The organism is Marinobacter salicampi, from assembly GCF_011074795.1.
Lineage (GTDB): Bacteria > Pseudomonadota > Gammaproteobacteria > Pseudomonadales > Oleiphilaceae > Marinobacter > Marinobacter salicampi.
On the sequence record NZ_JAAMPF010000018.1, the window covers coordinates 533,864 to 559,499 of the forward strand.

Here is a 25,636-nt window from a genome sequence, read left to right on the forward strand (position 1 = left end):
TTTGGGACCACGTTTCGGAGTCTGATCAACAGAATTGCACGTAGCGGTTAACGTGCAGTGCTTTTTTTGCTTCTTGTCAGTCCATGCTCTTTTGCTGCATACATGACTTTTCGCTCTCCCACATCAAAACGCGCCATCGCATCAAGAATAATTGGCTTTTTGAGTTCAGCGGTTAGATAGTTGCGTCTGCGTAGGTAGGCTGCAATTTCGTCGTTAGGTGTGGCACTTTCTCGTTTTCGAGGCCGGCGTGCGATCTCAGAATTCATATATCGCTCAACATCTGCAGCTGCGTAATCTCCGGCTCCTCCATGGTTGAACTTGTGTAGCTTCTCGAATGCAATATCTAGTTGGCGAATGGCGTCAAAATGTTCAGGAGGTATGTCTTTGAAATAACAATCACCTTTATTCAGTTGTCCATCAAGACCTATATTCGCGACCAGCCGCATCTTACCTTTCCTATAAAGCTTGAGAAGCTCCATGGTCTTTTCATGTCCCAGATGGTCTGTGCCTCGCAGAGCCTGCTGCACCTCGTCAGCTAGCACCTTTGGATATCGCCTTTCCCGACGCAACTTTTGTTGTTCAACGTCTTCTGCCATCTCACACCAATTAAGGAAATGTGTTGGATCTCTTTGGATTATATAGGCTCATACAGTACATTGGAGCCTAACGAATTTAATTGGAGTGGATTTGTGGTTTACCCAGCGTAGACATTGCGCAGGGAGCACAGATGCCGGTAGCGGATGAATTAGGGATGTCGAGTAGTATGGATCGGTCGGCAGCAACAAATTTTTCTTTTCTCCAAGAGCACGACCCTTTGTTCGTTGAGCTAGCGGAAAGTGCCGAACGGGCTTTCTCTGGCGATCCCAACACCACACTGATCAAGCTTCGCCAACTTGGCGAGGCATTAGCACAGCACCTAGCCGCTATCTCAGGAATCGAGTTTGACGAACAAACCAGTCAGGCTGATCTTATTTATCGCCTGAACAGGGAGCTACGCCTTGAGCCACAGGTAAAAGAACTGTTCCATACCCTAAGAGTCGAGGGTAACAAGGCCACCCACCAGTTCCGTACACGACATAAAGAAGCAATTGACGGCCTGAAATTGGCCCGGGAACTGGCGATCTGGTTTCACCGCTCCTTCGGCAAAGCTGGTCCCAACTTCAAACCCGGCCCATTCATCCCTCCTGCCGATCCCAGCGCCCAGTTACGCCAACTGCAGGCTGACATCGAAAAACTCCGCCATGAACTCCACCAAACCAATAAGGAGCTGGACAGCAGCCAGCAGCTCAGCCAGCTGATCGAGAAAGAGAAGGCCGAGTTCGAAGCGCTGGCACATGCCATGGATGAGGAATCCCGCGCCCTATCCGAACAAGCCCGTCAGCACGAACGAGCGCTGTCGGAGCAACAGCGGGCGTACGAAGATAAGATCAAATTCCTGCAACAGCAGCTATCCAACCAAGGCGAGCAAACCGTCAGCGCTCAGCGCCAGCAGGTAGCCAAACAGACCAGGGCCGCCAGCGATACCCTCGTCCTGAACGAAGAGCTGACCCGCATTCTGATCGACCAGCAACTAGTCGAGGCCGGCTGGGAAGCAGACAGTCAGGAAATCACCTACCAGAAAGGAGCAAGGCCCGAAAAAGGCACCAACCGGGCCATTGCTGAGTGGCCCACCAACGCCAAAGGCGAAAAGGGGCGTGCGGATTACGTGCTGTTTGCGGGCCTCACGCCGATTGCTGTGGTGGAAGCCAAGAAAGAAAACACCAATGTCGCCGGCAAAATTCGACAGGCCGAGCGCTACAGCAAAGGCCTGAAGGTTCAAGCACCCCTGGTCGGAGCCTGGGAACTCACCGGGCGCACTATCGCCTGGCCGACGGATGACGATGGTCACTTCCTGGTGCCCTTTGTGTACTCCTGCAACGGACGGCCCTATATACCGCAGCTGGCAGAGCAATCTGGCACTTGGTTCCGGGATGTGCGGGAGGCCAGCAACACCCGCCGGGCGTTACCGGGTTTTCATACCCCCGGAGGCCTGCTGGACCTGTTGGAGCGGGATAAGGACAATGCTGAAAAGCTGCTGAAGAACGAACCCTTCGGATACCTGAAACTAAGGGATTACCAGCAAAAAGCCATTCTCGCTACTGAAAATGCGCTGGCGCAGGGTATACGGTCCGCACTCCTTGCTATGGCTACCGGGACCGGCAAAACTCGCACTGTCATTGGCTTGATGTACCGGTTCCTGAAAACGGAACGCTTCCGACGCATCCTGTTCCTGGTAGACCGGACTGCCCTTGGCCAGCAAGCCATTGATGCCTTTAACGAAGCGCCGCTTGAGCAGAGCCATACCCTCAGCAAGATCTACAACGTTGCAGAGCTGGGCGACATGGCCACCGAAGCGGAAACCCGGGTGCAGGTGGCCACGGTACAGGCCATGGTGAAACGAATCTTTATGAGTGATGAGCCGCCGCCCATCGATCAGTTCGACTGCATCATCATTGATGAAGCTCATCGGGGCTACACCCTCGACCAGGAGATGACCGAAGGCGAGCTGGCCACCCGGGACACCAGTCAATACATCTCTAGTTATCGCCGGGTCCTGGACTACTTCGATGCGGTCAAAATCGGCCTTACCGCCACCCCGGCCAAGCACACCAGCGAAATCTTCGGAAAACCGGTTTACACCTACTCCTACAGGGAGGCGGTGGCAGATGACTGGCTGATCGACCATGAACCACCCATCCGCTACGAAACCCTGCTCACCCGGAATGGTATCCAGTTCGAGAAGGGCAAACCGGTGGAAGTGATCAATACCCAGACTGGTGAGGTCGATACCACCGAACTGGAAGACGAGCTGAACTTCGAAGTGGACGCCTTTAACCGCCGTGTGATTAACGAGAATTTTAATCGCGTGATCTGCGAGCAACTGGTGCACGAGCTCGATCCACTAGGCGACGAGAAAACCATGATCTTCTGCGCCACCGATCTGCACGCCGACATGGTCAAACGTCTGCTGGATGATGCATTCAAGGATCTCTACAACGGGAGCTACAACGAAGCCGCCGTCGCCAAGATCACCGGGCAGAGTGACAAAGTAAACCAGCTTATTCGGCGCTATAAAAACGAGCGTTATCCGAGCATTGCTATTACCGTGGATCTGCTCACCACCGGTATCGACGTGCCCCCTATCTGTAACCTTGTCTTCATGCGCCGGGTACGATCACGTATCCTTTATGAGCAGATGATCGGCCGCGCCACCCGCCGCTGTGATGAAATCGGCAAGACCGTATTCCGCATTTACGATCCGGTGGATATCTACGCCGCCCTTCAGGATGTGAGCACCATGAAGCCCCTGGTGAGAGACCCCAACATCACCTTGGAAAAACTAGTGGAAGAACTTACGGACGAGGACCAGCTGGAAAAAGCTCTCAACAGCCCGGGCGAGCAGCAAGATGAGAGCCAGGCTGATGTGGTCCTCAGTCAGCTCAGCCAGAAACTGATGCGGGTTCTTCGTAAGGCTGACAAGAAGGCCGAAGGCCGCCCTGCACTTAAACAGAAACTGGACGAACTACAGCAGGTCTGGGGGGTTGAGCCGAAATCCCTTCATCAGCACCTCCACAAGCTGGGCCCTCGCCATGCCTCTGAATTCATTCGCCAGCACAGCGGGCTTCTGAATCAGCTGGCCGAAGTGAAACAGCTCGCGGGTACCGAATACATGCCGTTGATTTCCAACGACGAGGATGAGTTCGAAAGAAGAACGCAAACCTATGGCATTCACGAACGGCCGGAAGACTACCTGGACGAGTTCAACCGATTCATTAAGGAACAGCTCAACCAGTCTGCCGCCTTGGCCGTGGTGGTCAATAGACCCCGGGATCTTACCCGAGAACAGCTTCGGGAAGTGCGACTACTCCTGGATAACAACGGTTACTCCGAGGCCAGATTACAGACCGCGGTTCGCAACCAGACCAATAAGGACATTGCCGCCAGCATCATCGGTTACATCCGTCGCGCTGCCCTCGGTGAGCCGCTGATCTCCTTCGAACAGCGAGTCGCCGAAGCCATGGACAGGATTTACACGCAGCACAACTGGAACGTGAACCAGCGCAGATGGCTCGATCGGCTAGCCAAACAACTCGTGCACGAAGTCATTATCGATAGGGAGTTCGTCAACCACCGCTTCGCTGACGACGGCGGCGCCCGACAGATGGACAAAATATTGGGGAAGCAGTTGGATACTGTGCTGGATGAACTGAATGAAGCGATGTGGCCTCGCCAAAGTGCCTAAACAACCAAGCAAATTTGAACTTTCAATCTACCTAAATTATTGGAACCCATGACCAACAACGACATCGTCCAAAAACTCTGGAACCTCTGCGACGTCCTGCGGGACGACGGCATCAATTATTCGGACTACGTCACCGAACTGGTATTGCTGCTGTTCATCAAAATGGTCCACGAGAACAAGGATTTCGGCACTCTGGTAAGGCATCCATTGCCCGAAGGCTGCCGCTGGACCGACCTGAACGGCAAGTCCGGCATCAACCTGTTAAACGACTACAAACGCATCCTGCTGAGTCTGTCCACCGGCAAGGACGGCGAAGGCACCATGGTACACGACGACCCGCTGATCAGCGCCATCTACGCCGATGCCCAGACCCGCCTGCGGGAGCCGCGCCACCTGGAACAGATGATTAAGACCCTGGATCAGATCGATTGGTTCAGTGCCCAGAAAGACGGCCTAGGGGACCTGTACGAGGGCCTGCTGGAGAAGAACGCCAATGAAACCAAGTCTGGCGCTGGCCAGTATTTCACGCCACGCGCCCTGATCAACACGATGGTACGGTGCCTGAAACCTCATCCCGGCGAACGCATCCAGGACCCGGCCGCCGGCACGGCAGGCTTCCTGATTGCTGCCCACGAATACATCAAAAATCAGACCGACGAACTTTATGATCTGACCGCCGAACAGAAGGCTTTTCAGTCTACCCGAGCTTACACTGGCATCGAACTGGTACCTGGCACCCGCCGCTTGGCGCTGATGAACTGCCTGCTGCATGGCATGGAAGGCGATGAAGAAGGGGTGGTTCATCTGGGCAATGCTCTGGGGCAGACTGGCGCCGGGCTGGCTAAAGCCGACGTGATCCTTGCCAACCCGCCCTTCGGAACCAGCAAAGGTGGTGACGCCAGCATCACCCGAGACGACCTCACTCACAAAACCAGCAACAAACAGCTGGCCTTCTTGCAGCACATTTACCGCAATCTCAAACCCGGTGGCCGCGCTGCCGTGGTACTGCCGGATAACGTCCTGTTCGAAACCGGCGTGGGCACTGAGGTTCGCCGGGACCTGATGAACAAGTGCAACCTGCACACCATCTTGCGCTTGCCCACCGGCATCTTCTACGCCCAGGGCGTGAAAACCAACGTGCTGTTCTTCACCAAGGGCAGCGCCACAGACAAATACCAGGAAGAGAACAGCACCGAAGACGTCTGGGTCTACGACCTACGCACGAACATGCCCAGCTTCGGCAAACGCACACCCTTTGGCGACCAACACCTGAAGCCGTTTGAGGTAGTTTATGGCGAAAGCCCCAAAGGCGACAGTGCCCGTAAAGAAGGCGAATACAGCTTCCATTCCAAAGACATCGAACTGCCCGAACACAGCGAGGAGAACGAAGGCATTGACCCACGTCTGACCCATAGCCGCTGGCGCAGCTTTAGCCGCCAGTGGATTGCCGAACACAAGGGAGACTCACTGGACATTTCCTGGCTCAAAGACAGTGACAGCGTAGATGCCGCCAATCTGCCAGAACCGAGTGTGCTGGCGGGTGAGGCTATGAGAGAACTGGTGCTGGCTTTGGGAGAGCTGGATGCACTTATGCGGGAATTGGGGGCTGACGAAGAGGCTGATAGCCTCCATGTTCAGGCAGAACACAAATTCGGTGTAAATTGATATGGATCATTTCGAGTTGCCTCCTGAGTGGTGCTTAACGGACATCGAAAGCATTCTTGCTCCCCAATCTGATGGCAAGTTGGTACATCAAGGCTGGAGTCCCCAGTGCGACAAAGTTCCGGCCGAACAAGGGGAATGGGGGGTATTAAAGACCACAGCGATTCAGGATGGATATTTCTTAGAAGATGAAAATAAACGGCTTCCTGAAGGAAAAGAACCCAAACCGAGAATTGAAGTAAAAGCTGGTGACCTGCTCGTGACCAATGCTGGGCCAAGAGCAAGGTGCGGTGTAATCTGTCTTGTGAATAAAGTCCGCCCGAAGTTAATGATTTCTGGAAAAATGTATCGGCTACGCTTTCCTCACGAAAGGATTTCCCCTCAATTTATTGAATCTTGGTTACGAACTTCATTTGCTCAGAAAGAGCTCAATGATCGAAAAACCGGCATTAGTGAAAGTGGGTTGAATATGACCCAAACGCGGTTCCTGACGTTGCCAATCGTCGTAGCCCCGACTGAAGAACAAAAAATCATTGCCGACAAACTCGACACCCTGCTGGCCCAGGTGGAAAACACCAAAGCTCGACTCGAACGCATCCCCCAAATCCTCAAACGCTTCCGTCAGTCTGTGCTAGCTGCGGCTGTGAGTGGGCGTTTAACGGAGGACTTTAGTGCTGACGATCACGATTATTATCAAACCTTAGACTTAGAAATTGCCAGAGACAAGAAACTCGCAAAGATTCAGCCACCCACTAAAGATGAAATAGATCTCGCCAACGAAATGTTTGAAAGCCCAGACTGGGCTGACTGGAAACTCTATGCGCTTGAACAGCTTATTGAAAGTGCCAGAGGAATCCCTTACGGAATTGTTCAAACGGGGGACGCTCAAGACGAGGGCATACCCACAATTCGATGCGGTGACGTGAAACCTCTTCGAATAGAAACCGGTTCACTAAAAAAGGTGCTCCCTTCGATTGAGGAGAAATACGCCAGGACACGTCTTAGTGGAGGTGAAGTAGTTCTTGCGATTCGGGGCACCGTAGGAAATGCCGCGGTTATTCCTAGAGGTTTAGCAGCTCACCCACTCAATATCAGCAGGGAAGTTGCGATGGTCCCGGTCAGGAAAAATATATTACCTGAGTACGTCGCATTGCTGCTTCAATCTCCCGGTGGCTACAGAGCACTGGCAGAAAAAACCAGAGGGGTAGCCCAGCGAGGGATTAATCTAGCGGATGTGAAACGCTTAGTTACGCCTCTACCGACAAAAAGCGAACAAACCGAAGTCGTTGCCCGAGTAGGCCAGCTTTTCGCCCACGCCGACCGCATCGAACAACAGGTCAACAATGCTCTGGCCCGTGTCAACAACCTCACCCAGTCTATTCTGGGCAAAGCTTTCCGGGGCGAACTGAGCGAGCAATGGCGCAAGGACAACCCGGATCTGGTCACTGGGGGGAACAGTGCACAGGCGTTGCTGGAAAGTATCAAGGTAAAGCGGACGAAGAGCGGAACCAACAAAGAAAAGAGAGGCTGCACGTGATCTTGGCACCCGGGTTATCTATTTCCATCGTAATGACTGAACACAAAGTGCCGCAGAGGGTCATGGAGTTGACCTTATGCGGCTGATATCGATCACTTTAGCTGGCCAGTACAAAGGACTAAAAGATCAAAGCTTCGATTTTAGCCAGACGACCGATAACGTTTATGCGTTGATTGGCCTTAATGGGTCCGGGAAATCTCAACTCCTAGAGCTGATAAGCGAGACTTTTGCCTATCTTGAGCGCTGGTACCGCGAAGAATTCTTAGCGAAAAAAGGAATGGGTTTTGGTGTCACAGTTCACTATGAGTGGGATTTCCGGTATGACCCTCACCCAAAAGTTCGTCCTCTTGAAATTCCTGACGATCTTCACAAGGTCGAGCTAAGTGCTTCGATAGACCCGGCGGGAAATGTTTTTGCTTCCTGGTACAGGAGAAATGATTGGATAGAGTTCGGCGATAAGTCAAAGATCCCGATACCCAGAGTAGTCGGGTATGCGTCTGGATTAAATGAGAACCTTCAACGCAGCTTCATGAAGAATGCTGTTCAGCAATTTGAAGTTCGTAGAATCAGTGCAAAGAGACAGAAAGAGATCTCTGCTGATATAGACGAGCAAATGCGTGCGGACATCAATGAGTATTATGTAAATAAGCATCCTCATATTTTTAGCGCACCATCTGGTGCTGCGTTTGAGCAAGGCGGCTATATTGACATAATTGAGGTTAATTCCCCTGCTAGCAATTTCGTGTACCTCGATTACGATAATGCAGGTTTACTAATTTTAAGTCTCTCGGTACTGCAACCTGACACCGTAAGCGAAATCTTCCAAGCACTAGCGTTCAAGCTGCCTTCAAAAGCCATTCTTCAATACGATTTTCACTCAGGCATAACTGAACAAGATGCGATCCGGGATGTTCAGTTACTTATCCGTATAGCCGGTGATAACAATGTTTCTCCTATCGGGAAGAAGAGCAGCGAGGAACAGTTTGAATCTTACGGATTGGATTTTCTCTCGGGAGAAATAAGGTTGGACCTACAGGATCCCGAGCTTTTAGAAAAGCTACGGGACGCCAACTACGGCAATCCCCTGACTCTATTTCTGAGATTTTTTAAACTGCAGCAGCTTGGCGTCAAAAACTGGCCAGGTCCAACTCGCAAAAAGCTTTTAAACGATACCTTCCTCGGAACCGTGAAAAAGCCGCTCAAAACCCGGCTTCCATTCAATGTGAGTTCACTCATACTCACGGACGGCAATGGGCGGGAAGTGTGTTTTGACGATCTCTCGGATGGCGAAGCGCAACTGATGCAGGTACTGGCAGCGGCAATGGTATTCGGCCGCTCCCAGAGTCTTATGCTTTTTGATGAGCCAGAAACACATTTAAACCCATCATGGAGAACATATTTCCATCACCACCTCACCAAGGCTATTCTTGAAACGGATGAGCATGAAAAGCTACCTCAGCTTTTTTTATCTACTCACTCTCCATTTATGGTTTCCTCGCTAAAACAAGAAAACGTCTTCTTCTTCGAGCGTGCTGAGGACAATCTGATATCCATGGAACCGGCTTCATGCCAAACCTATGGCGCATCGTTTGATTTACTCATTAAGAATTTTTACGGGCTCCGATCGCTAATGTCACAAACTGTTGTTAAAGAAGTCAGAAAACAATTGCCAAAGGATGACAATGCCCAAGGAGTTGCATTCGCTCGTCAATGGATCGAAGAAAACTTAGGAGATTCGATGGAAAAGGCCTATCTGCTAAGGAAGCTACAGAACTAAATGCTCTTCCCACTTCACCAAACTACGCCAAGATGTGCAGTGTTCGAGTTTTTAAATTCGGAGCTTCTCTATTTTCTTCGCGCTAGCATTACGAGTGAAAATTTTTCAGAAACTCTGTTCAGAGCGCATGCCGGCGCCCCCAGTGTGTGTTGGAGTAACCGTCCAACGCGGGAGTGGTTTCATCAATTATGGAAGAGTTTACCAAAGGTTTCGCAAGATCGTCAGAACCTGTTCGATACCATAAATAATACTCAGGACATCCAGGTCTTTTTCGACGATACGAAAACAGCGCTACCGATATTGGAGTCGGACATTGTTTTCGAAGCGATGAAATCTCTCACTACACACTTGTTCACGCGCACAAAGGATCTTGCTGATACCAAGCTCCAAGCAAACAGCTCTATAGAGAGTCACTACCAACAGTTTAAATGCGCGAATAGTAATAGCGAGCTTTGTCCTCTTTGTGGCACGGCTCTTCTATCACAAAATAGAGTTCACCTAAGTGACGAGGAACAGTGGCGCGCCGACTATGACCACGTTCTATGTAAGGACAAGTACCCAATTTATAGTGTCCATCCTGGTAACTTTGTTCCCACATGCCATATCTGTAACTCCAAAGCTAAAGGCGCCAAAGATCTATTGAGAGACAAAGATGGGAATAGGCGCAGAGCATTCTATCCATTGCCGCCAGCCCAAGAATGCTGCTACCGATACGCAGAGGTTTTTGTTACCCCTAAAAAGAAAGCGGAGCTAATAACCGGGTATTGGGCAGAACCTTTGGCTGAGGCATACGTTTCTTTCCAATCAGCGCCGCCAGATGTGAAGCCAAAAATAGACGTTTGGGAGGAGGTCTACAAAGTACCTTCTCGTGTCGAGCAGCATATAACTACTCATTTTTGTGAGCATATAGCTGCAGATTTACGCCCGACGAACTTTAACGACTTCCATGGACAGCTGATACGATTTGCCAATGCGATGCCTTTGGATTATCGATCCATGGAATGGCGATTTTGGTGGCAGAGAGTGTATGAGCACCTTTCCAAGCAGGATCAAGATTTTCTCAGAGACCTTTGGTCGCTTATTGACTGGAAGATCCGAGAGAAAAGTGATGAGGATATGGATCTAGTATTCAGCTAACGGTACGTTTCATCGGCTTGAGATTTTGGCTCTTTCTCTTGAGGGCGTTGGTAAGAGTGTTTTAGATGAGAACCGAGGATTACGCACGGCCTAAAAACCAAGCGGAATGCGATCCAAATTGGAAAGGATGATATGAGCGACATCAAGCTTTTTCAGTTAACTGAAGATATGGCAACAGAGCTCAATGGCAAGAGCGCCCAACTGGAAAAGGACCTTCAGCGCCATGTCGAAGCCAATATGGATGCTCTTATCGGTGTCCGCTTTTTAGCAAGCGAATACGGCACCGGAAAAACCCACAAAGGCCGGATTGACTCACTCGGACTGGATGAAAACGGTTGCCCGGTTATCGTCGAATACAAACGCCACATCAACGAAAACGTAATCAACCAAGGATTGTTTTATCTGGACTGGCTTCTGGACCACCAGGCCGAATTCAAATGGCTCGTGATGGAAAAAATTGGCAAATCAGCAGCCGAATCGATCGAATGGGGTGGTACCCGATTGATTTGCATCGCCTCAGATTTTAACCGTTACGACGAACATGCCGTCCAGCAGATCAATCGCAATATTGAACTCATGCGCTACCGATATTTTGGTAACGAGCTGTTGCTGCTGGAGCTGGTGAATGCACAAACTGCAAATCAGACAATTTCACCCACAGACTCAACCACCATCAAGAAACCTCTCAAAGCCAACACTAAGGATAAGAGTCAGCAAGAGCGTCTTACTGAAGCTCCTGAGTCTCTTCTGGGACTATACGAGAATGCCTGCCAATACGTTGAGCAGTTGGGGGACGAAGTCCAACGCAAGGAGTTAAAGCTCTACACCGCCTTCAAACGCATTCGTAACTTTGTTTCTATTGTCGTGCAACCGGGTAAGGACCCACGGCTTCAGATGTATTTGAAGCTTCCTGGGGAGCTTGGGGAAGAAAGCTCTTTCAGTCGGAATGTCACTCACATCGGTCACTGGGGAACCGGAAATCTTGAGGTCAATGTCCGAACACCAGAAGATTGGGAAAAGGCTCGACTTTTGGTGGACAAGGCATATCAAAATAGTTGATTCGAATTAGGTCGCAGTGAAAAAGGGAAAGGACATGGAGGACACAACAAAAAGCGGCGAACGAAAGAGTTCCGGCGTTACCGAGGGTGATTACACCGCCAATCTGCTTGGCAATATACGAGGTCATCTTGCTGGGCTACAAGGCTACGACATCATGGCGCTGGAGCTTATTCAAAATGCCGATGATGCAAAAGCCGAAGCAGTTATATTTGATATTACAGACAATGCCCTCGTTGTGTGGAATAGCGGAGCATTTACCTATTGTGGAGAAATGACTCCAGAATGCTGGATGATGGAGGACGAGGGTTATAGCTGCGATTTTCATCGGATTGCGGATGTAGGCAGTGGGGGAAAGCTTGCTAAGAGTGAGAATATTGGAAGGTTCGGAATAGGATTTGTATCCGCTTATCAAATTACTGACCATCCGGAAATTTATTCCTCGGGGCTAAAGCTCCAGCTAATACCGGAGAAAGGCAAATTTTTGTCTACTGAAGTAACTACAGAAGAGGGGACTAAATTCTTACTTCCATGGGCGACAGATCCGAACTCGATAGCGCGCAAGGGAATTGGAGCTACGGCTGTACGATCCAAGGATATCGATCAGCTTCAGGAAGAATTCATCTCGGTATTGCGAAAAAGTCTGCTCTTTCTACGGCATATTAGAAAAGCCGAAGTTCGTCGAAATGGCAGGCTGCTTCTATGCTGCGAGCTTGCGCGACCTGACGAATCTTCTTTGGTTCTTACTTATACCCCTGAGAATACGACTGAAAGCTGGCACATCATTCGAGGAGATGCCGAGGAAGCTGCAGCAAGGCTGGCCACTGAATACGAGTTGCTGAAGACCTATGACCGCAGCTCTAAGTTCGCCATTGCCTTGAAGCTTGAGCCAGAATCCCTGCAAACCGGCCTGCTTTATGCTTTCTTGCCCACGGAGCAGGCCACTGGGTTGCCGCTCCATATAAACGCTGACTTTTTCCCGGAGCCTGACCGGAAGTCGCTCATCTTTTCAGGTAATCAGCATTACCGATACTGGAACGAAATGCTCATCGAAGCTGCGGCCGGGGCGTTAGCTAAGGATCCAGAGGCTTTAGGTCAGCTTATTGGCGAGGAAAAGCTCTGGAGGATTGTTCATCAGGCAGCTGAAATGGGTCATAGCGGCTCGGATCACCCTGCCTGTTTTGATCATTTCTGGGAACGTTTGAAAGCGAGTGTTTCGCAGAGCCAAGTTGCAATCGATACTAACGGCCAGCTGCGTATTCCCCATCAGGTTTATTTGCCAAAAGGGGCGACTCCTAGCGAAAGCCAGGTGTCCGCGTTGAATTTTTTGGGCATCAATCTTATTGCGCCGTGCTTATCGCCCTACCGAAATACCCTGGGCAAGGTTGGCGCTCCGATTCTCAGTCTTGATCGTCTCGTGGGACTTCTTTCCAATAGTCTAGAGATAGTCACAGATGGAGCTTCTAAAACTGAAGAGAAAATGCTTCAAGAGTTTTGGGTGCCTCTATGGGACATCTTAGAAGAGCTGTTGCCTGAACCGGTTAAAAGTTCTCGTCCATATTTTGGTAACAAGGTTCTCAACCAGCTGAAAAGCCTTAAGTGCTTGGTGACCGAGGGTCTTTCCATCGTTTCTTTAGCGGAAGCCTATCAGTCTCCTCGCTCAATAGATGCGATTCGTCCAACGACCTTATTCCCCAAGTTGGCAATTGCCTCGAGTAAAATTGCCCGATATCCGAAATTGAGCCGTCTAATCGATAGACTAGAGCTTGAATCGATATCAAACCACCTTGGTTCCCAAGTCTCTCTTCATAGGGGAGAGGATGTGTTAAATACTGAGCCCGTCGCTCTCCGTGATTTCTACACTTTTCTCGCTGATCTCGATGAGGTTCGCCCCAGCAGTGACAAGGTGTATGCGGTCCTGCGGAAACTCCCCCTCTGGTATTCCAGCCAAGGGCTTATTCAGGCATCGAAAGCACTCCTGCCGGGTGATTTTAAAGATCCGACAGGAAGTGGGGCTCTTTTGGATATCTCTATTTTAAGCCCGTCCGCCAGGCAGTTTGTTTCTGAAAAATTAGGTGTCGAGACGCAGACGATTAACTCCTTCGTTGAGACGGTACTACCTTCGTTCTTTGGTCCTTCTGGCCCCCTAGATGAGGGAAGGTATGATGTTCTCATCCGCGAGCTATCAAACCATCCAGGACTTTTGAATGACCCGAGCACATTAAAGACTTTGCGCAGCTTGCCGATCCTGCCAACTCAAGATGGTGGATGGGCCATGCCGGGTAGCGTTTATGAGAGAAAAGATCAGTTAGAAGAGGTACTGGGTAGAGCAGAACACCTATGGCTGGATTTTTCGAAGCTCCCGGCAGCACAATCGGTCCGAGTATTTGTTGATGCGCTTGGTGTCTTGCATGACCCTGCTCCGATGCACATAGTCGATCGACTGAGAAGCCTCTCAGAAACATATGTTCCAAATGAAGATGTTAAAAAGTTGAGTTCAGAGGCTTTCTATACTTTGGGTGAGATCGCCGTAAAGCAAGTGGACAGAGAAAGTCTTTCGACAGCACTCTCGGAACTTAGGGGTGTTCGCTGCTTACCTGCGAAGGGCGATGAAGAAAATTGGTATTACCCGAGCGAGTTGTATGCACCATTTCGGTCCGAAGGTTTCGAAAGCCAAGCTAATATTTTGGATTATCGAAATACAGCCCGATTGAGTACGAGCTTACTAGACGACTTAGGCATAAAGCAGAGACCACCTACAGATCTAGTGATATCGCACCTCCACCACTGCATCGATAAAGGTATTGCACCGCACGAGACCACTTATCGAATATTGAGCGAGCGCGCAAAAGATGACCCGGAAGTTTCCAAACTCAAGGGAACTCGGTGCATATACGTGGAGCAACTCAAGGATTTCGTCAAACCCACAAAGGTCTATTGGTCCCAGCAGCAGTTGGGTAGATTTGCTTATAGGGTTCCTCCGAAGCTAGAGAGTTTTACGAATTTTTTCGAGGTTATCGGGGTAAAAGATTCGCCTGGTAGTAATGATCTCGTTGAAATCGTTCTTGAAATCATCGACGAGTTCTATCAGCGATCAAAACCATTGGTCGGTGCTGATCGAAGGGTATATGAGTTGTGCATGGGAGGCATCGCTGAAGCACTTTCCGATGGCGCAGTTGAAGAAGAGAGCTTGGTGACACTCCGGGAGGCCCCGTCAATCCTCAATCTCGAAGATCGCTTCGCATATCCCGATGAAATATTGCTGCATGACAGTGAGTGGTTGTCGAAGTTCTTTGATGAAGAGCTTAACTGTGCGCTATGTAAGCTAGATCCCGAGCTATGGGGATTGGCCCAAATGCTCCGTGTTGAGGCTTTGAGTAAAGCATGCAGTTTGCGCTTAGATCAGATAGCGGGAGAGACCTCTCTGGAAGAGGAGGTAAGTGGAACCCTAAACCAAAGGGCAAGAACCATTCGAAGGCTTTTGCACGATAAGCCAAAAGGTGTCCAGGAGCGCGTTACAGCAGCATTTTCCAATCTCCGTGTATATAGCGTAGATAATATTCACGTGCAGGCATTAGCTGTAATAGATCAACGGGAGATTCAGGCACCAGTCTGTTCCGCAGAGGCATTTTTTGATTACACCAAGAGCGAGCTCTTAGTCACCAGGCCCCTTGGCGAGGCTAGTTGGGCTCCTGTTCTTACTTCTCTGTTGCATCACTTGATGCCAGATGAACCTGGAACGGATGTTACAAAACTTACGCTTATGTTCCATTCTCTATTGAAGATGTCTCCTGAGGATGCGGATGCCCATCTGACAAGTTTTGGTGTTCCTGAACTTGTCACAGATGATGAATTTGAAAGCTATGATCTTGGCACTCAACAACTTGATGAGTTGGGGCATGCCGGTAATGAAAATGAACAAACCGAAGATTTGCCAAAAGGAACAGTGGATCAAGAAGGCGACGCCGATGCTCCCAATAGTGATGAGGCTGCAGAAGGTAAACTTGATGATGTGTCGATTAAGCCAACTGCTCCGCTAAAGGCGAAGGGCGCCAATGAAAACGACAAGGATGTGGAGGAGGATGAAACCGACGACCTATCTGGAACTGTTTCGGGAGGGTTTGGCAAAAATGACGGTGTGAAGGCAAAGCGGCATAAACGTCGCCCTAAGTTTAAAGAGCAATGGGATAAGCGACTGTTGTCTTATGTGAGGATGAAAGATCCCCAGGAAGAAGGTTCTTCTGAAGATAGTGGCGACAGGGAGCATAACCTTGCGGTGGAAGCTGCAGCACGACAAGCAGTTTGTGAGTATGAGGAAAATCGGGGACGGATACCCGACCAAATGCCCCAAACTCATCCAGGTCACGATATCGAAAGCATTGAGCCTGAGACAGGTGAGAGCCGGCTGATCGAAGTGAAAGGTGTAAATGGTGAATGGAATCAGGCCGGGGTCGGACTCTCACGTTTACAGTTTAACAATGCCCAAAAGTATGGCGATGGGTATTGGCTCTACGTGGTCGAGTTCGTCTCTGACCCCGATAACATTCGGGTACACCCTATTCAAAATCCTGCTTCTCAAGTGACTTCATTTATGTTCGACGGAAACTGGCGAGAGGCAACTGTTGATGAAGTAGAAGACCCTTCCGCTGGATTCGTAGTGGGGGCTCGAATTAAACACTCGACTATGGGCGTTGGTGAAATTACCGAGGTCAAAAAGCGAGGAAAGGTGAGGTCTTTAACCGTTCATTTTGAGGGGAAGCCCCAGCCAACCCGGAACGTGCTTGCCAACATTCACCAAATGCAGATTTTGGAGGCTGAAGATGGCAACGATGATTCCTGAACTGTCAGACGCTCAACTGGATGAACTCCCGTCAAAAGCAGAGGTTAAGGTCTATCGGTCATTTCGGGATAGCTTAAATCCCTCCTATACAGTCCTTTTTCAAGTTGGGTGGATTCTGAAGCATGAGCGGGATAGAGCACGAGATGGGGAGTGTGATTTTATCATCTGCCATCCCCAACTTGGTTATCTTTGTATTGAGGTGAAAGGCGGCGGCATATCTTATGAGGCAGGCTCAGATGCCTGGTACTCGGTTGACCGTCACCGTCAGAAGCATCTAATAAAGGATCCTGTCCAGCAAGCTCTCAGAGCCAAATACTCCATATTCTCCAAGCTCAAAGAGCATCCGTCATCGCGGGGTTACAATCTGAACAAAGTTCTTCGGGGGCATGCGATATATTTTCCTGACATTGGTGATTCGAAACCGCTTTCTAGGCCTGACATGCCGGCAAGCCTAATTGGTACTGAGGCGGCGCTGCGGAATCCAGGGGAATGGGTTGATGAAGTATTCTCATATTGGGGCGCCGAGTCCAGTGGTAACAAGCCGATTGGGCAGCCAGGTATTGACCTTATCGAAAAAGTATTTGCCAGGTCCTTTACAGTATCTCCCCTGGTTTCTTCGCAGCTTAATGAGCTTGAGCAGCAACGGATCAAGCTTACAAATGAGCAAATCAGAACTTTGGACCTGCTTCAGTCTCATCGGCGGGTAGCAATCCGAGGTGGTGCGGGTACTGGTAAGACGGTTTTGGCATTGGAAAAGGGTCGGCGCCTCGCTTCTGAAGGCTTTAGGACGTTACTTACCTGTTACAACCGACAATTGGCCGATCACCTCGCAGATCTGTGCCGCGATATCGAGAACCTCGATGTTATGGGATTTCATCAGCTTTGCCATCATTGGGTTGAACGTGCAGAGAAAGTCTCGGGAAGACAACTAAAACATGAGGCAAAAGTGAACTATCCCGGGACAGGCTTTTTTGATGTGCAGCTGCCGGTGGCATTGTCATTTGCTCTTGATGAAGTACCTGAGCGCTATGAGGCGATCGTATGTGATGAGGGCCAGGATTTTGGTGAAGAGTATTGGTTGCCGCTCGAACTTCTGTTGTCGGATACAGATGCGAGTCCATTTTATGTCTTCTACGATGAGAACCAGAATATTTATTCTAGAGCTGGAACATTTCCCATCGAAACTCCACCGATTACGTTGACTAAAAATTGCCGTAATACCTCTGCAATTCATCGTGCAGCTTATGCTCATTACCGGGGCGTTTCGGTTGATCCCCCAGAGCTTGAAGGTTCCGACTTGGAGCTTGATACTGCTCCGAATCACACAGCTCAGGCTCGAAGGATTCACTCAAAAATTGTTGACCTGATTGATCGACAGCACGTTGCACCGCATGAAATCACGGTCTTGATTGGTGATGCCCAGAACAAATTTAACTATTACGGTTGCTTACGGAACTTGCCCTTGCCGCGAGGGGCCTCATGGTCAGAGGAAGGGCATCGCATTGATAGTAGTATCCTGATTGAGACGGTACAGCGGTTTAAGGGGTTGGAGTCACCAGTTGTCATTTTATGGGGATTAGACGGCCTTGATTCTGGGGTTAACCGAGAGGTGTTCTATGTAGGTATGAGCAGGGCCAAGTCCTTGTTAATCGTCTCCGGGACAGCGGCGACCATAGATGGTTTACGGCAATGAAAAATACTGGTGCGGCTTGTATGGGAAAACGATGGTCAGGCGGGTTTCTTCGGATATTTGATTTGCTCAAGGTAATCGGCCCATGCCTGCATCATTTTCTTGCGCTCCGGCAGATGAGCAGTCCTATTGTACGCGCGACCATTCGGGTCTCGGACTGCATGAGCCAATTGGTGCTCGATGTAGTCGGGACGGAAGCCCAAAACTTCATCAAGGATTGTGCGAGCCATGGCTCGGAAACCGTGTCCACTCATTTCCTCTTTACCAATGTCCATTCTTCGCATCGCGGACAAAATGGCATTGTCGCTCATTGGGCGATCACCTTTGGGTGAACGTGCACTCGGGAAAACGTATACTCCACCACCAGTAAGTGGTTGGAGCTCCTCCAAGATCTCAACAGCCTGAGTAGATAACGGGACAATGTGCTGCGTCTCTGTCTTTGTCACGGTGTAGCGCCATTCTGCTTGCCCCAGATCGATATCGTCCCATTTGGCATACCTAAGCTCGCCGGGTCTTACAAAAACCAGTGGGGCTAAACGCAGAGCGCACCTGACCGCTAGGGTGCCATGGTAGCCATCCAGCATTCGTAATACCTCAGCTACCTTTTCAGGCTCTGTAACAGAGGCGAAGTGTTTCTTTTTGACTGGTGTCAGCGCTCCCCGCAGATCACCCGAGGGATCTCTTTCAGCCCTTCCAGTGGCCACCGCATATCGAAAGATCTGGCCGCACTCACTTAGTGCTCGATGTGCAGTCTCATTGGCTCCGCGTTCTTCGATGCGCCGGATTACTGATAGGAGTTCCGGGGCTTTGATATCTGCGACAGGCTTTCCACCAAGCCAAGGGAATATGTCATTTTCCAGCCGGCGGATAATGCGATTGCCATGGGAGGGTACCCAGGTTTGAGATTTGTTTTTAAACCATTCTCTGGCAATGGTCTCAAAGCTGTTGGCTGACCGTTCCTGTCGGGCAGCTTTCTGGGCTTTGCGATTCTCGCTGGGATCAACCTGGTTAGCCAGCAGTTTCCTGGCGTCATCTCGGCGTAATCGGGCGTCCTTGAGAGTGATCTCGGGATATACCCCAAGAGAAAGCCTCTTTTCCTTTCCGCTGAATCGGTACTTGAGGCGCCAATACTTGCCACCTTTGGGCGTTACCTCGAGATAAAGCCCCCCGCCATCGAAGAGTTTCTGTGTCTTGGTGGCAGATTTGGCGTTCCGAATTGCAGTATCTGTCAGAGGCATGGGGGCAACTAGTCTTCGCTATGAGGCATGTGCCCCTAATGCTGCCCCCAGGTGCCCCCGGATGTCAACGGATTAGTTAGGACCTTCTAGGACGGAAAATCGGCTATAAGTATGATTTTAGGCATGAAAAAAGCCGCCCTTGGGCGGCTTTGGATCTTTGTTTGGTGGAGACGGCGGGAATTGAACCCGCGTCCGCCAGTACTCTGCCTTGAGATCTACATGCTTAGCGTCCTTCTATTAATTTAACCTCAAACGACCCGAAGGTCAGGGTGTAAGAGGCGAGTTCTTTAAATCTTAGCTGTTAGTCAGTGAACTCTGACTAACAGAGCAACCTGTAAGCGATGACGTCCTGAGATGTAGCTTCCGAGTTACAGGTGCCTCGGTCAGGACGACTAGCAGCTTACGCTGCTAGTGAGTAGTTTTCGTCGTTTGCGACTATTAATTGCAGCTTTGGATTAACGAGATTCGCTGCCATCTCGACATGCACCCAAGGGTTCGCAACCAGCGTCGAAGCCATGTCGTCCCCCTTATGCTTAAGTATATGCGTCCGGAACCGCGAACTTCAAGGCTTCAGGTGTTTTCTTTTGTGCCATGCCGGTGCGCAGAAACCCTTATGTCTGGCCCTGCCGGAGCCCTCAACCTATACGGCTTCCCGGTTTGCGGCTTGATCAGCCTGGCATAGCAGGGCCTGGTCTCGCAGTTCGTAAAAGCTCTCCCTGAAATGGCCCATGATGGCCTCGGGGTCCGCAGCAATGCCTCGATCTACTGTAATGCCGAACTGCACGGTGTCTACATAGCTGAAAATACTCATGCCGATGCCAATGTCGCCAGTTTGTGGCACCCAGAACATGGGCTGCCTGAGCCGCGCACCTGCCAGATAAACAGGTTTCTTTGGCCCGGGCACATTGGTGAGCACCGCTGACGCTTTTTTGCTCAGCAGGCTGAGGGCACGGCGCTCCAGCACATCGGGCCCGCGGCCGAACAGGTCCAGCAGGCTGTAGGTGACCTGGGCCTGGTAGGAGCGCTTCAGGCGATTCATGTGCTCCTGAACCTGGCGGAACCTCATGATCGGGCAGTCGACGTCGACTGGCAGGGTAAGAAGTACCAGGCCAAATTTGTTGCCCAGGGAGCCGACGGGCTGGCGTAGGGGGCGAAGGTTGAAGGGTACCGCTACCCGTAGACCACGTTCGGGAATGGGCTCCCCGGTGTGACGGAAATGCCGGTGCAGGGCGCCGGTGGCGGTCGCCATCAGGACATCGTTGATTGTCCCGCCGAGGATCTTCGAGCATACCTTCACATCGGCCAGATCCAGGGGGTCGGCCCAGGCGACCTGCTTGCGACCAGTCAGGCTCTGCTTGAGTCCGGTCGCGGGTTCTTCCGGGCTGAGCCCTAACTTGGCACAATCGATGGCAATCTTGCCCGCGGTCTTGGCCAGCTTGAGGGGGTAGCCAGGCTCCCTGAGCAGCGAGGTGGTAAACAGTTGGGTCTGCTCCAGTGCAGTCTGGCCGTGCTCCATAACTTTTCTGATGGAATGGCGCAGGCCGCTCTCCTGGGGGCATGGCAGCGGTGCCACCGGGTTCAACTGGTGAACCTTGGCTTCTTCCGGAGACTCGTCGGTAAGGGACAGCAGCACCCGCACCAGGGAGATGCCATCGGCAATGCAGTGATGTATACGTACGACCAGCGCGCAACCGCCGTCATACCGGTCGATGTAATGCAATTGCCAGAGGGGGCGGCCACTGTGCAGTGGCGTGCTGTTCAGGTCGCTGACCAGGTTCTGGAGGTCGTCTTTGCCGCCGCTGTTGGGAAGGGCGGTAACGTGGACGTGGTTGTCCAGATCAAACAGCGGGTCGTCGACCCATTCGGTCTTGTCGCCCCGATGGACCACGCACTGACGGAACCGGCGAAAGCGCAGGAAGCGCTCGTTCAATACTCTCTTCAGTCTGGCGATTACGATGGGTTTATCAAATACCAGAACCGCCGCAATCATCATGGGGTTCTCGGTACATTCCATCCGCAGCCAGGACCTGTCCACCGCTGACATAGGTGTGCCTACAGCGTTCATTGCTTCCTCCAGTCAATCCATCAACGAGAGGATGAGTCTTGCGTTTAAATACTACAGATACGGCAGGAAAACGCGGCCCCCACCCACTAGAGAGCGGCTAGTATAGGCCGGTCTTTCAGTGTGGAGAAGAGGTTGTGTTTGCTACACATTTTATGGATTAGATTCAGCTTGCTACGGTATTTTCGCGGAGAATCCGCTGCTTCTGGCGGTTCCAGTCACGTTCTTTTTCGGTGGCCCGCTTGTCGAACTGTTTCTTGCCTTTGACCAGCGCGATCTCGCACTTAACCTTATTCTTTTTCCAGTACAGCGCAAGCGGTACACAGGTATAGCCAGCCTGGTTCACCTGGCTGTTGAGCTTGGCTATTTCTTTCTCATGCAAAAGCAGTTTCCGGGTGCGAGTGGGGTCTGCGATAACGTGGGTTGAGGCGGTGTTCAATGGCATGAAGTGGGCGCCAAGAAGAAATACTTCCCCGTCTTTCAGCAATACGTACGCATCGGTAAGCTGCCCTTTGCCCGCACGAAGGGATTTGACTTCCCAGCCGAGCAGAACAAGGCCCGCCTCGAAGCGTTCCTCGATATGGTACTCATGCTTGGCTTTTTTATTTAGTGCAATGGTGCTGCTTTGCGTGCCCGGTTTTTTCTTGCTCATAAAAGCCTGGTCTGGAACAAAATCGGAGGTAACCCCTTGAGTACCCCCGTGTGTATTATTGCTGGGGCACCGGTGAATCGGGGTTAGCGTTGTGAAAACGAGATTGTACCGCAGGTGCGGCAAGCCGGTCACGAAAACGAACACGCGGTCAATTAACCGGGTTGTGCCTTTGGGCTACAATGCGAGCTTCAACCATGTCGGGATAATGGATGCCAATTCCTTACGAAACGCCTATCGGGTCCTGGGCACGGCGGTCTACCTTCTTCTGGGCTGCTACGGGCGCAACGGTAGGGCTCAGCAACCTGTGGAAGTTCCCGCCCCTGGCTGGTGAAAACGGTGGCGGCCTTTTTGTGCTCCTGTACCTGGCCTGCCTGCTTCTGGTGACCTTGCCGCTTATGCTGACAGAGACCGCCCTGGGACGCCACGCCCGCCATGGGGTGGTGTTGGCGGTGGATGGCCTGGCCCATTCCAATGGCCTGTCCCGTCAGTGGGCCTGGCTGGGCCGGTTCAGTGTATTGGCCAGTTTTCTGGTGCTTTCCTTCACTGGGGTCATAGGCGCTATCTGCCTGGCTTATGTGTTTTTTGGCGCGCTTGGCCGATTCGTGGGCGCGTCGGAACTCAGTGTCGCCCAGACCCTGGGGGAACTGGTCGAAAATCCTTCCAATTACCGCGACCTGATGACCTGGCAGTTGGCGTTTCTGGGGCTTGTGATGGCCGTGTCTCTGCAAGGGGTAGTTGTTGGGCTTGAGCGCGCGTTTCGGGTTGTGGTGCCCACATTTCTTCTGCTTCTGCTCGCCCTGCTGGCCTACAGCTACCATTTTGGTGAATTGCACCGTGCCGCTGATTACATGTTGGGCCTGCGGCCCGAGCAGATGACCTGGCAGAGCCTTCAGCTGGCTCTTGCCCATGCGTTTTACACCCTCGGGTTGGGTATGGGCGTCTGGGTGGCCTTTGGTGCCTATATGCCATCGATTGCCCCTCTGAAACGGTCGGTCTTCGCCGTGGTGCTGATGGATACTCTGATTGCGATCCTTGCCGGGCTGGTCATTTATGCCCTGGTGTTCCGAACCGGCGGAACGGCTTCCGAACAGGGCTTCGCCCTGGTGTTCTTGGCCCTGCCTGCGAGCCTGGCGGACGCGCCGGCAAGCCAGTTTGTGGTCACCGCTGCCTTTATTGCCATCTTGCTTGTGGCCTGGACCACCTCCCTTGCATTGTTCGAACCGGTGGTCGGCTGGTTCCAGGAGTGGACGGGCGCTCCCCGGGGGTGGTCTGTCATCATTATTGGTTCCGGAGCGTGGCTGGCCGGACTGGGCACGCTGTTTTCATTCAGTATCTGGTCTGATGTCACCTTCCAGGGCGGAACGGTCTTCCGGTGGGTCGAACTGCTTGCCAGCGGCTTGCTGATACCGGGAGTCAGTGTCGCACTGACGGTTCTGGTGGCGTGGAAGCTGACGTCCTATCGCGCACTCAGCCTGATCGGGCGGGCGCCACGTTTCATCGCGAGCGTCTGGTTCTGGGTGCTCAAGCTGATATTGCCCCTGGTAGTGGTCTATATTGGCGCGCACTATGCCTGGACCTCCCTCAGTAGCCTGTGTGAGGGTAGCGAAAAAGCCGTCTGGTGTGAGATGGATTTTATTGACTCACTGGACTCCTCCGAGCTCCCGGGGCTTGGCCTGGACAGAAATCAGAGTCCTAGCGCCAAGCGTGGCCACCGCCCTCTACCGGATAACCTGCAGCAACTGGAGGAGCCGCTGGAAGGGCCGCCCCTGCCACCAGATCACGGTACTGTCGATGACCCGGCCCCGGATGAGGCGACGCCGGATACCCCGGACGCCACGCCGGAACCGGAAGCCGGCAATGAAAGCCAGGCGCCCGGGGCTTCGGATCAGCCCGAAATCCGTTACCATAGCGTATGACAAAGTCTTGGTGGGTCCAGCTCGCCATTTTCAGGAACCGCGTTAGCCCATGCCTCATCAGATAGATAAAAGCGCTCTGGTCATGCACTCTGCCGAGCGGATGTTTGCCTTGGTGAACGATATTCCCCGTTACCCGGAATTCCTGCCCTGGTGTGCCCACGCGGAGGTGCACCATTTAGGTGAGCTTGAGTTGACGGCCTCGCTTGAGGTGGCACGGGGCGGCATCCGTCACCGGCTGACGACCCGCAATGAACTGGTTGTGCCCAGTGCCATTGATATGCGGCTGGTGGACGGCCCGTTCCAGGATTTACGGGGCCGCTGGAATTTCCAGCCGCTGGAGGCCAACGCCTGCAAAGTCATCCTGACGCTGGAGTTCGAATTCTCCGGGGCGCTCTCCCGAATGACTTTTGGTCCCATTTTCAGCCAGGCAGCGAACACCATGGTCGATGCGTTTTGTCGCAGGGCCGACGATCTTTATCGTCGTGAAGGGGTCTGATCATGAAAGTGGAGGTGGCCTATGCCACGCCGGCCAAGCAGCAGATAATTGCGCTGGATGTGGCGGAGGGAACAACCGCCAAGGCCGCGGTCCTGCAGTCAGGTATTACCGATGTCTTCCCCGAAATTGATCCGAGCGCCATCGATATGGGTATCTTTGGCAAGGTCATCAAGACACCTGAGACCCATGCACTGAGGGAAGGGGACAGGGTCGAGTTGTATCGGCCGCTTCTGATTGACCCGAAACAGGCAAGGCTGAATCGGGTGAAAAAGAAAGCCAGCTGATCAGTAGGCCGGTGTTTCTTCCAATAACTGCGCTTCGTAGTGTGAATACTGATCAGCGTCGTAGTACACCACAACCCGCTGCTCAAGAATTTCGCCGCCGCTTTCCTGGAAGGTGTAGATGTAGTATTCACGAGAGGTGTCCGCCGGGTTCAGCATGATTGGAGAGCCGAGTACAGAGCGAACCTGGCTTCTGGTCATGCCTTCTTCCAGCTGAGTCAGTTCCTCTTCCGAGAGAATATTGCCCTGCTGCACGTTGATTTTGTAAACGCCAGGGAATGAGCAGCCGGCGAAAAAGGTAACGAGCAGTAAAACCGCAAGTTTTTGCATCGGTGGGGGAAATCCTCTATCTTGAAATCGCCTGCTGACGCAGGTGTGGTACGGCTTGGCCGCTAACGAGTAGCTTCATAATACCGGAAGCTGATGGTACACCAAAGAGCGAATAGCATCATGTCATCTGAAAACGCCGAATTGCGCAAGGTCGGGCTCAAGGTCACGCTGCCGAGGGTGAAGATCTTCAATATCCTCGAAAGCTCAGCCGACCATCATCTGAGCGCAGAAGATGTCTACAAGAAGTTATTGGACCAGGGCGATGATGTGGGCCTGGCAACGGTCTATCGGGTCCTCACGCAATTCGAGACTGCAGGCCTGGTGCTGCGGCACAATTTTGAGGGCGGGCATGCGGTGTTTGAGATGGCCGGAGACGATCATCATGACCATATGGTGTGCACCCAGACCGGCGAAGTCATCGAGTTCGTTGATTCTGTTATTGAAGAGCGTCAGCAGAAGATCGCCAAAGAGCATGGTTACGAAATCGTTGACCACAGCCTGATCCTTTACGTTAAGCCCCTCAAGTCCTGAGTCCTTCAGGAACCGGTCGGGCTCGAAAGCCGGGTCGGGCAAGGCTCCTGCCTGTGTCGCTGGCAGGGCCGCGGAAACCAGAAAATACGAATCAAAAAAAGGGCAGACCACAGGTCTGCCCCAAAAACTCTCAGGGTCGAGAGGGGAAT

The 25,636-nt window shown here is 51.9% G+C and carries 17 protein-coding genes and 1 other RNA gene; 12 read left to right on the forward strand and 6 right to left on the reverse strand.

Annotated features, from left to right (window positions below):
- Positions 1–47: 47 nt before the first annotated feature.
- Positions 48–596 (reverse strand): hypothetical protein, encoded by a 549-nt coding sequence (locus G7W63_RS11490; RefSeq protein WP_166257682.1) that lies wholly within the window; start codon positions 594–596, stop codon positions 48–50.
- A 167-nt stretch (positions 597–763) separates the two neighbouring features.
- Between G7W63_RS11490 and hsdR the strand changes: the two genes are divergently transcribed.
- The 8 genes from hsdR (at position 764) to G7W63_RS11530 (ending at position 17,984) form a co-directional block, all read left to right on the forward strand.
- Positions 764–4,282, forward strand: coding sequence for a type I restriction-modification system endonuclease (gene hsdR, locus G7W63_RS11495; protein WP_166257685.1), 3,519 nt, complete (start codon positions 764–766; stop codon positions 4,280–4,282).
- Between the two features lie 48 nt (positions 4,283–4,330).
- Positions 4,331–5,947: a class I SAM-dependent DNA methyltransferase gene (locus G7W63_RS11500; RefSeq protein ID WP_166257688.1), complete on the forward strand. Its 1,617-nt coding sequence runs from the start codon at positions 4,331–4,333 to the stop codon at positions 5,945–5,947.
- A 1-nt stretch (position 5,948) separates the two neighbouring features.
- Positions 5,949–7,481 (forward strand): restriction endonuclease subunit S, encoded by a 1,533-nt coding sequence (locus tag G7W63_RS11505; protein ID WP_166257691.1) that lies wholly within the window; start codon positions 5,949–5,951, stop codon positions 7,479–7,481.
- A gap of 76 nt (positions 7,482–7,557) precedes the next feature.
- Positions 7,558–9,258, forward strand: a complete 1,701-nt coding sequence (locus G7W63_RS11510) for an AAA family ATPase (protein ID WP_166257694.1) — start codon at positions 7,558–7,560, stop codon at positions 9,256–9,258.
- A 39-nt stretch (positions 9,259–9,297) separates the two neighbouring features.
- Positions 9,298–10,395, forward strand: coding sequence for a hypothetical protein (locus G7W63_RS11515; protein ID WP_207308936.1), 1,098 nt, complete (start codon positions 9,298–9,300; stop codon positions 10,393–10,395).
- 132 nt (positions 10,396–10,527) lie between these two features.
- On the forward strand, positions 10,528–11,454 hold the full coding sequence (locus G7W63_RS11520) for a DUF5655 domain-containing protein (RefSeq protein ID WP_166257700.1): 927 nt from the start codon (positions 10,528–10,530) through the stop codon (positions 11,452–11,454).
- A gap of 34 nt (positions 11,455–11,488) precedes the next feature.
- Positions 11,489–16,291 (forward strand): protein NO VEIN domain-containing protein, encoded by a 4,803-nt coding sequence (locus G7W63_RS11525; protein ID WP_166257703.1) that lies wholly within the window; start codon positions 11,489–11,491, stop codon positions 16,289–16,291.
- Positions 16,272–17,984: an ATP-binding domain-containing protein gene (locus G7W63_RS11530; protein ID WP_166257706.1), complete on the forward strand. Its 1,713-nt coding sequence runs from the start codon at positions 16,272–16,274 to the stop codon at positions 17,982–17,984. The genes G7W63_RS11525 and G7W63_RS11530 overlap by 20 nt, the downstream gene beginning before the upstream one ends.
- A gap of 35 nt (positions 17,985–18,019) precedes the next feature.
- Here the strand turns inward: G7W63_RS11530 and G7W63_RS11535 are convergent, their stop codons facing one another.
- From G7W63_RS11535 to smpB, 4 genes are all read right to left on the reverse strand, one after another.
- On the reverse strand, positions 18,020–19,219 hold the full coding sequence (locus G7W63_RS11535; protein WP_166257708.1) for a tyrosine-type recombinase/integrase: 1,200 nt from the start codon (positions 19,217–19,219) through the stop codon (positions 18,020–18,022).
- A gap of 162 nt (positions 19,220–19,381) precedes the next feature.
- Positions 19,382–19,745: a transfer-messenger RNA gene (gene ssrA, locus G7W63_RS11540) on the reverse strand.
- 114 nt (positions 19,746–19,859) lie between these two features.
- Complete coding sequence (locus G7W63_RS11545) at positions 19,860–21,284, reverse strand: wax ester/triacylglycerol synthase family O-acyltransferase (protein ID WP_166257711.1); 1,425 nt, start codon at positions 21,282–21,284, stop codon at positions 19,860–19,862.
- A gap of 163 nt (positions 21,285–21,447) precedes the next feature.
- Positions 21,448–21,933 carry an SsrA-binding protein SmpB gene (gene smpB / locus G7W63_RS11550; RefSeq protein ID WP_166257714.1) on the reverse strand — a complete coding sequence of 162 codons (486 nt, stop codon included), beginning with the start codon at positions 21,931–21,933 and terminating at the stop codon, positions 21,448–21,450.
- 209 nt (positions 21,934–22,142) lie between these two features.
- On the opposite strand from smpB, the gene G7W63_RS11555 reads away from it, so the two are divergent.
- The 3 genes from G7W63_RS11555 to G7W63_RS11565 are packed head-to-tail and all read left to right on the forward strand — an operon-like array spanning position 22,143 to position 24,629.
- A complete protein-coding gene (locus G7W63_RS11555) occupies positions 22,143–23,849 on the forward strand; it encodes a sodium-dependent transporter (RefSeq protein ID WP_166257717.1) in 1,707 nt (568 codons plus the stop codon).
- A gap of 49 nt (positions 23,850–23,898) precedes the next feature.
- Positions 23,899–24,345: a type II toxin-antitoxin system RatA family toxin gene (locus tag G7W63_RS11560; protein ID WP_166257720.1), complete on the forward strand. Its 447-nt coding sequence runs from the start codon at positions 23,899–23,901 to the stop codon at positions 24,343–24,345.
- Between the two features lie 2 nt (positions 24,346–24,347).
- Positions 24,348–24,629, forward strand: coding sequence for an RnfH family protein (locus G7W63_RS11565; protein WP_166257723.1), 282 nt, complete (start codon positions 24,348–24,350; stop codon positions 24,627–24,629).
- Here the strand turns inward: G7W63_RS11565 and G7W63_RS11570 are convergent, their stop codons facing one another.
- On the reverse strand, positions 24,630–24,956 hold the full coding sequence (locus G7W63_RS11570; protein ID WP_166257726.1) for an outer membrane protein assembly factor BamE: 327 nt from the start codon (positions 24,954–24,956) through the stop codon (positions 24,630–24,632).
- 120 nt (positions 24,957–25,076) lie between these two features.
- Between G7W63_RS11570 and fur the strand changes: the two genes are divergently transcribed.
- Positions 25,077–25,487: a ferric iron uptake transcriptional regulator gene (gene fur / locus G7W63_RS11575; RefSeq protein ID WP_166257729.1), complete on the forward strand. Its 411-nt coding sequence runs from the start codon at positions 25,077–25,079 to the stop codon at positions 25,485–25,487.
- Positions 25,488–25,636: the final 149 nt, after the last annotated feature.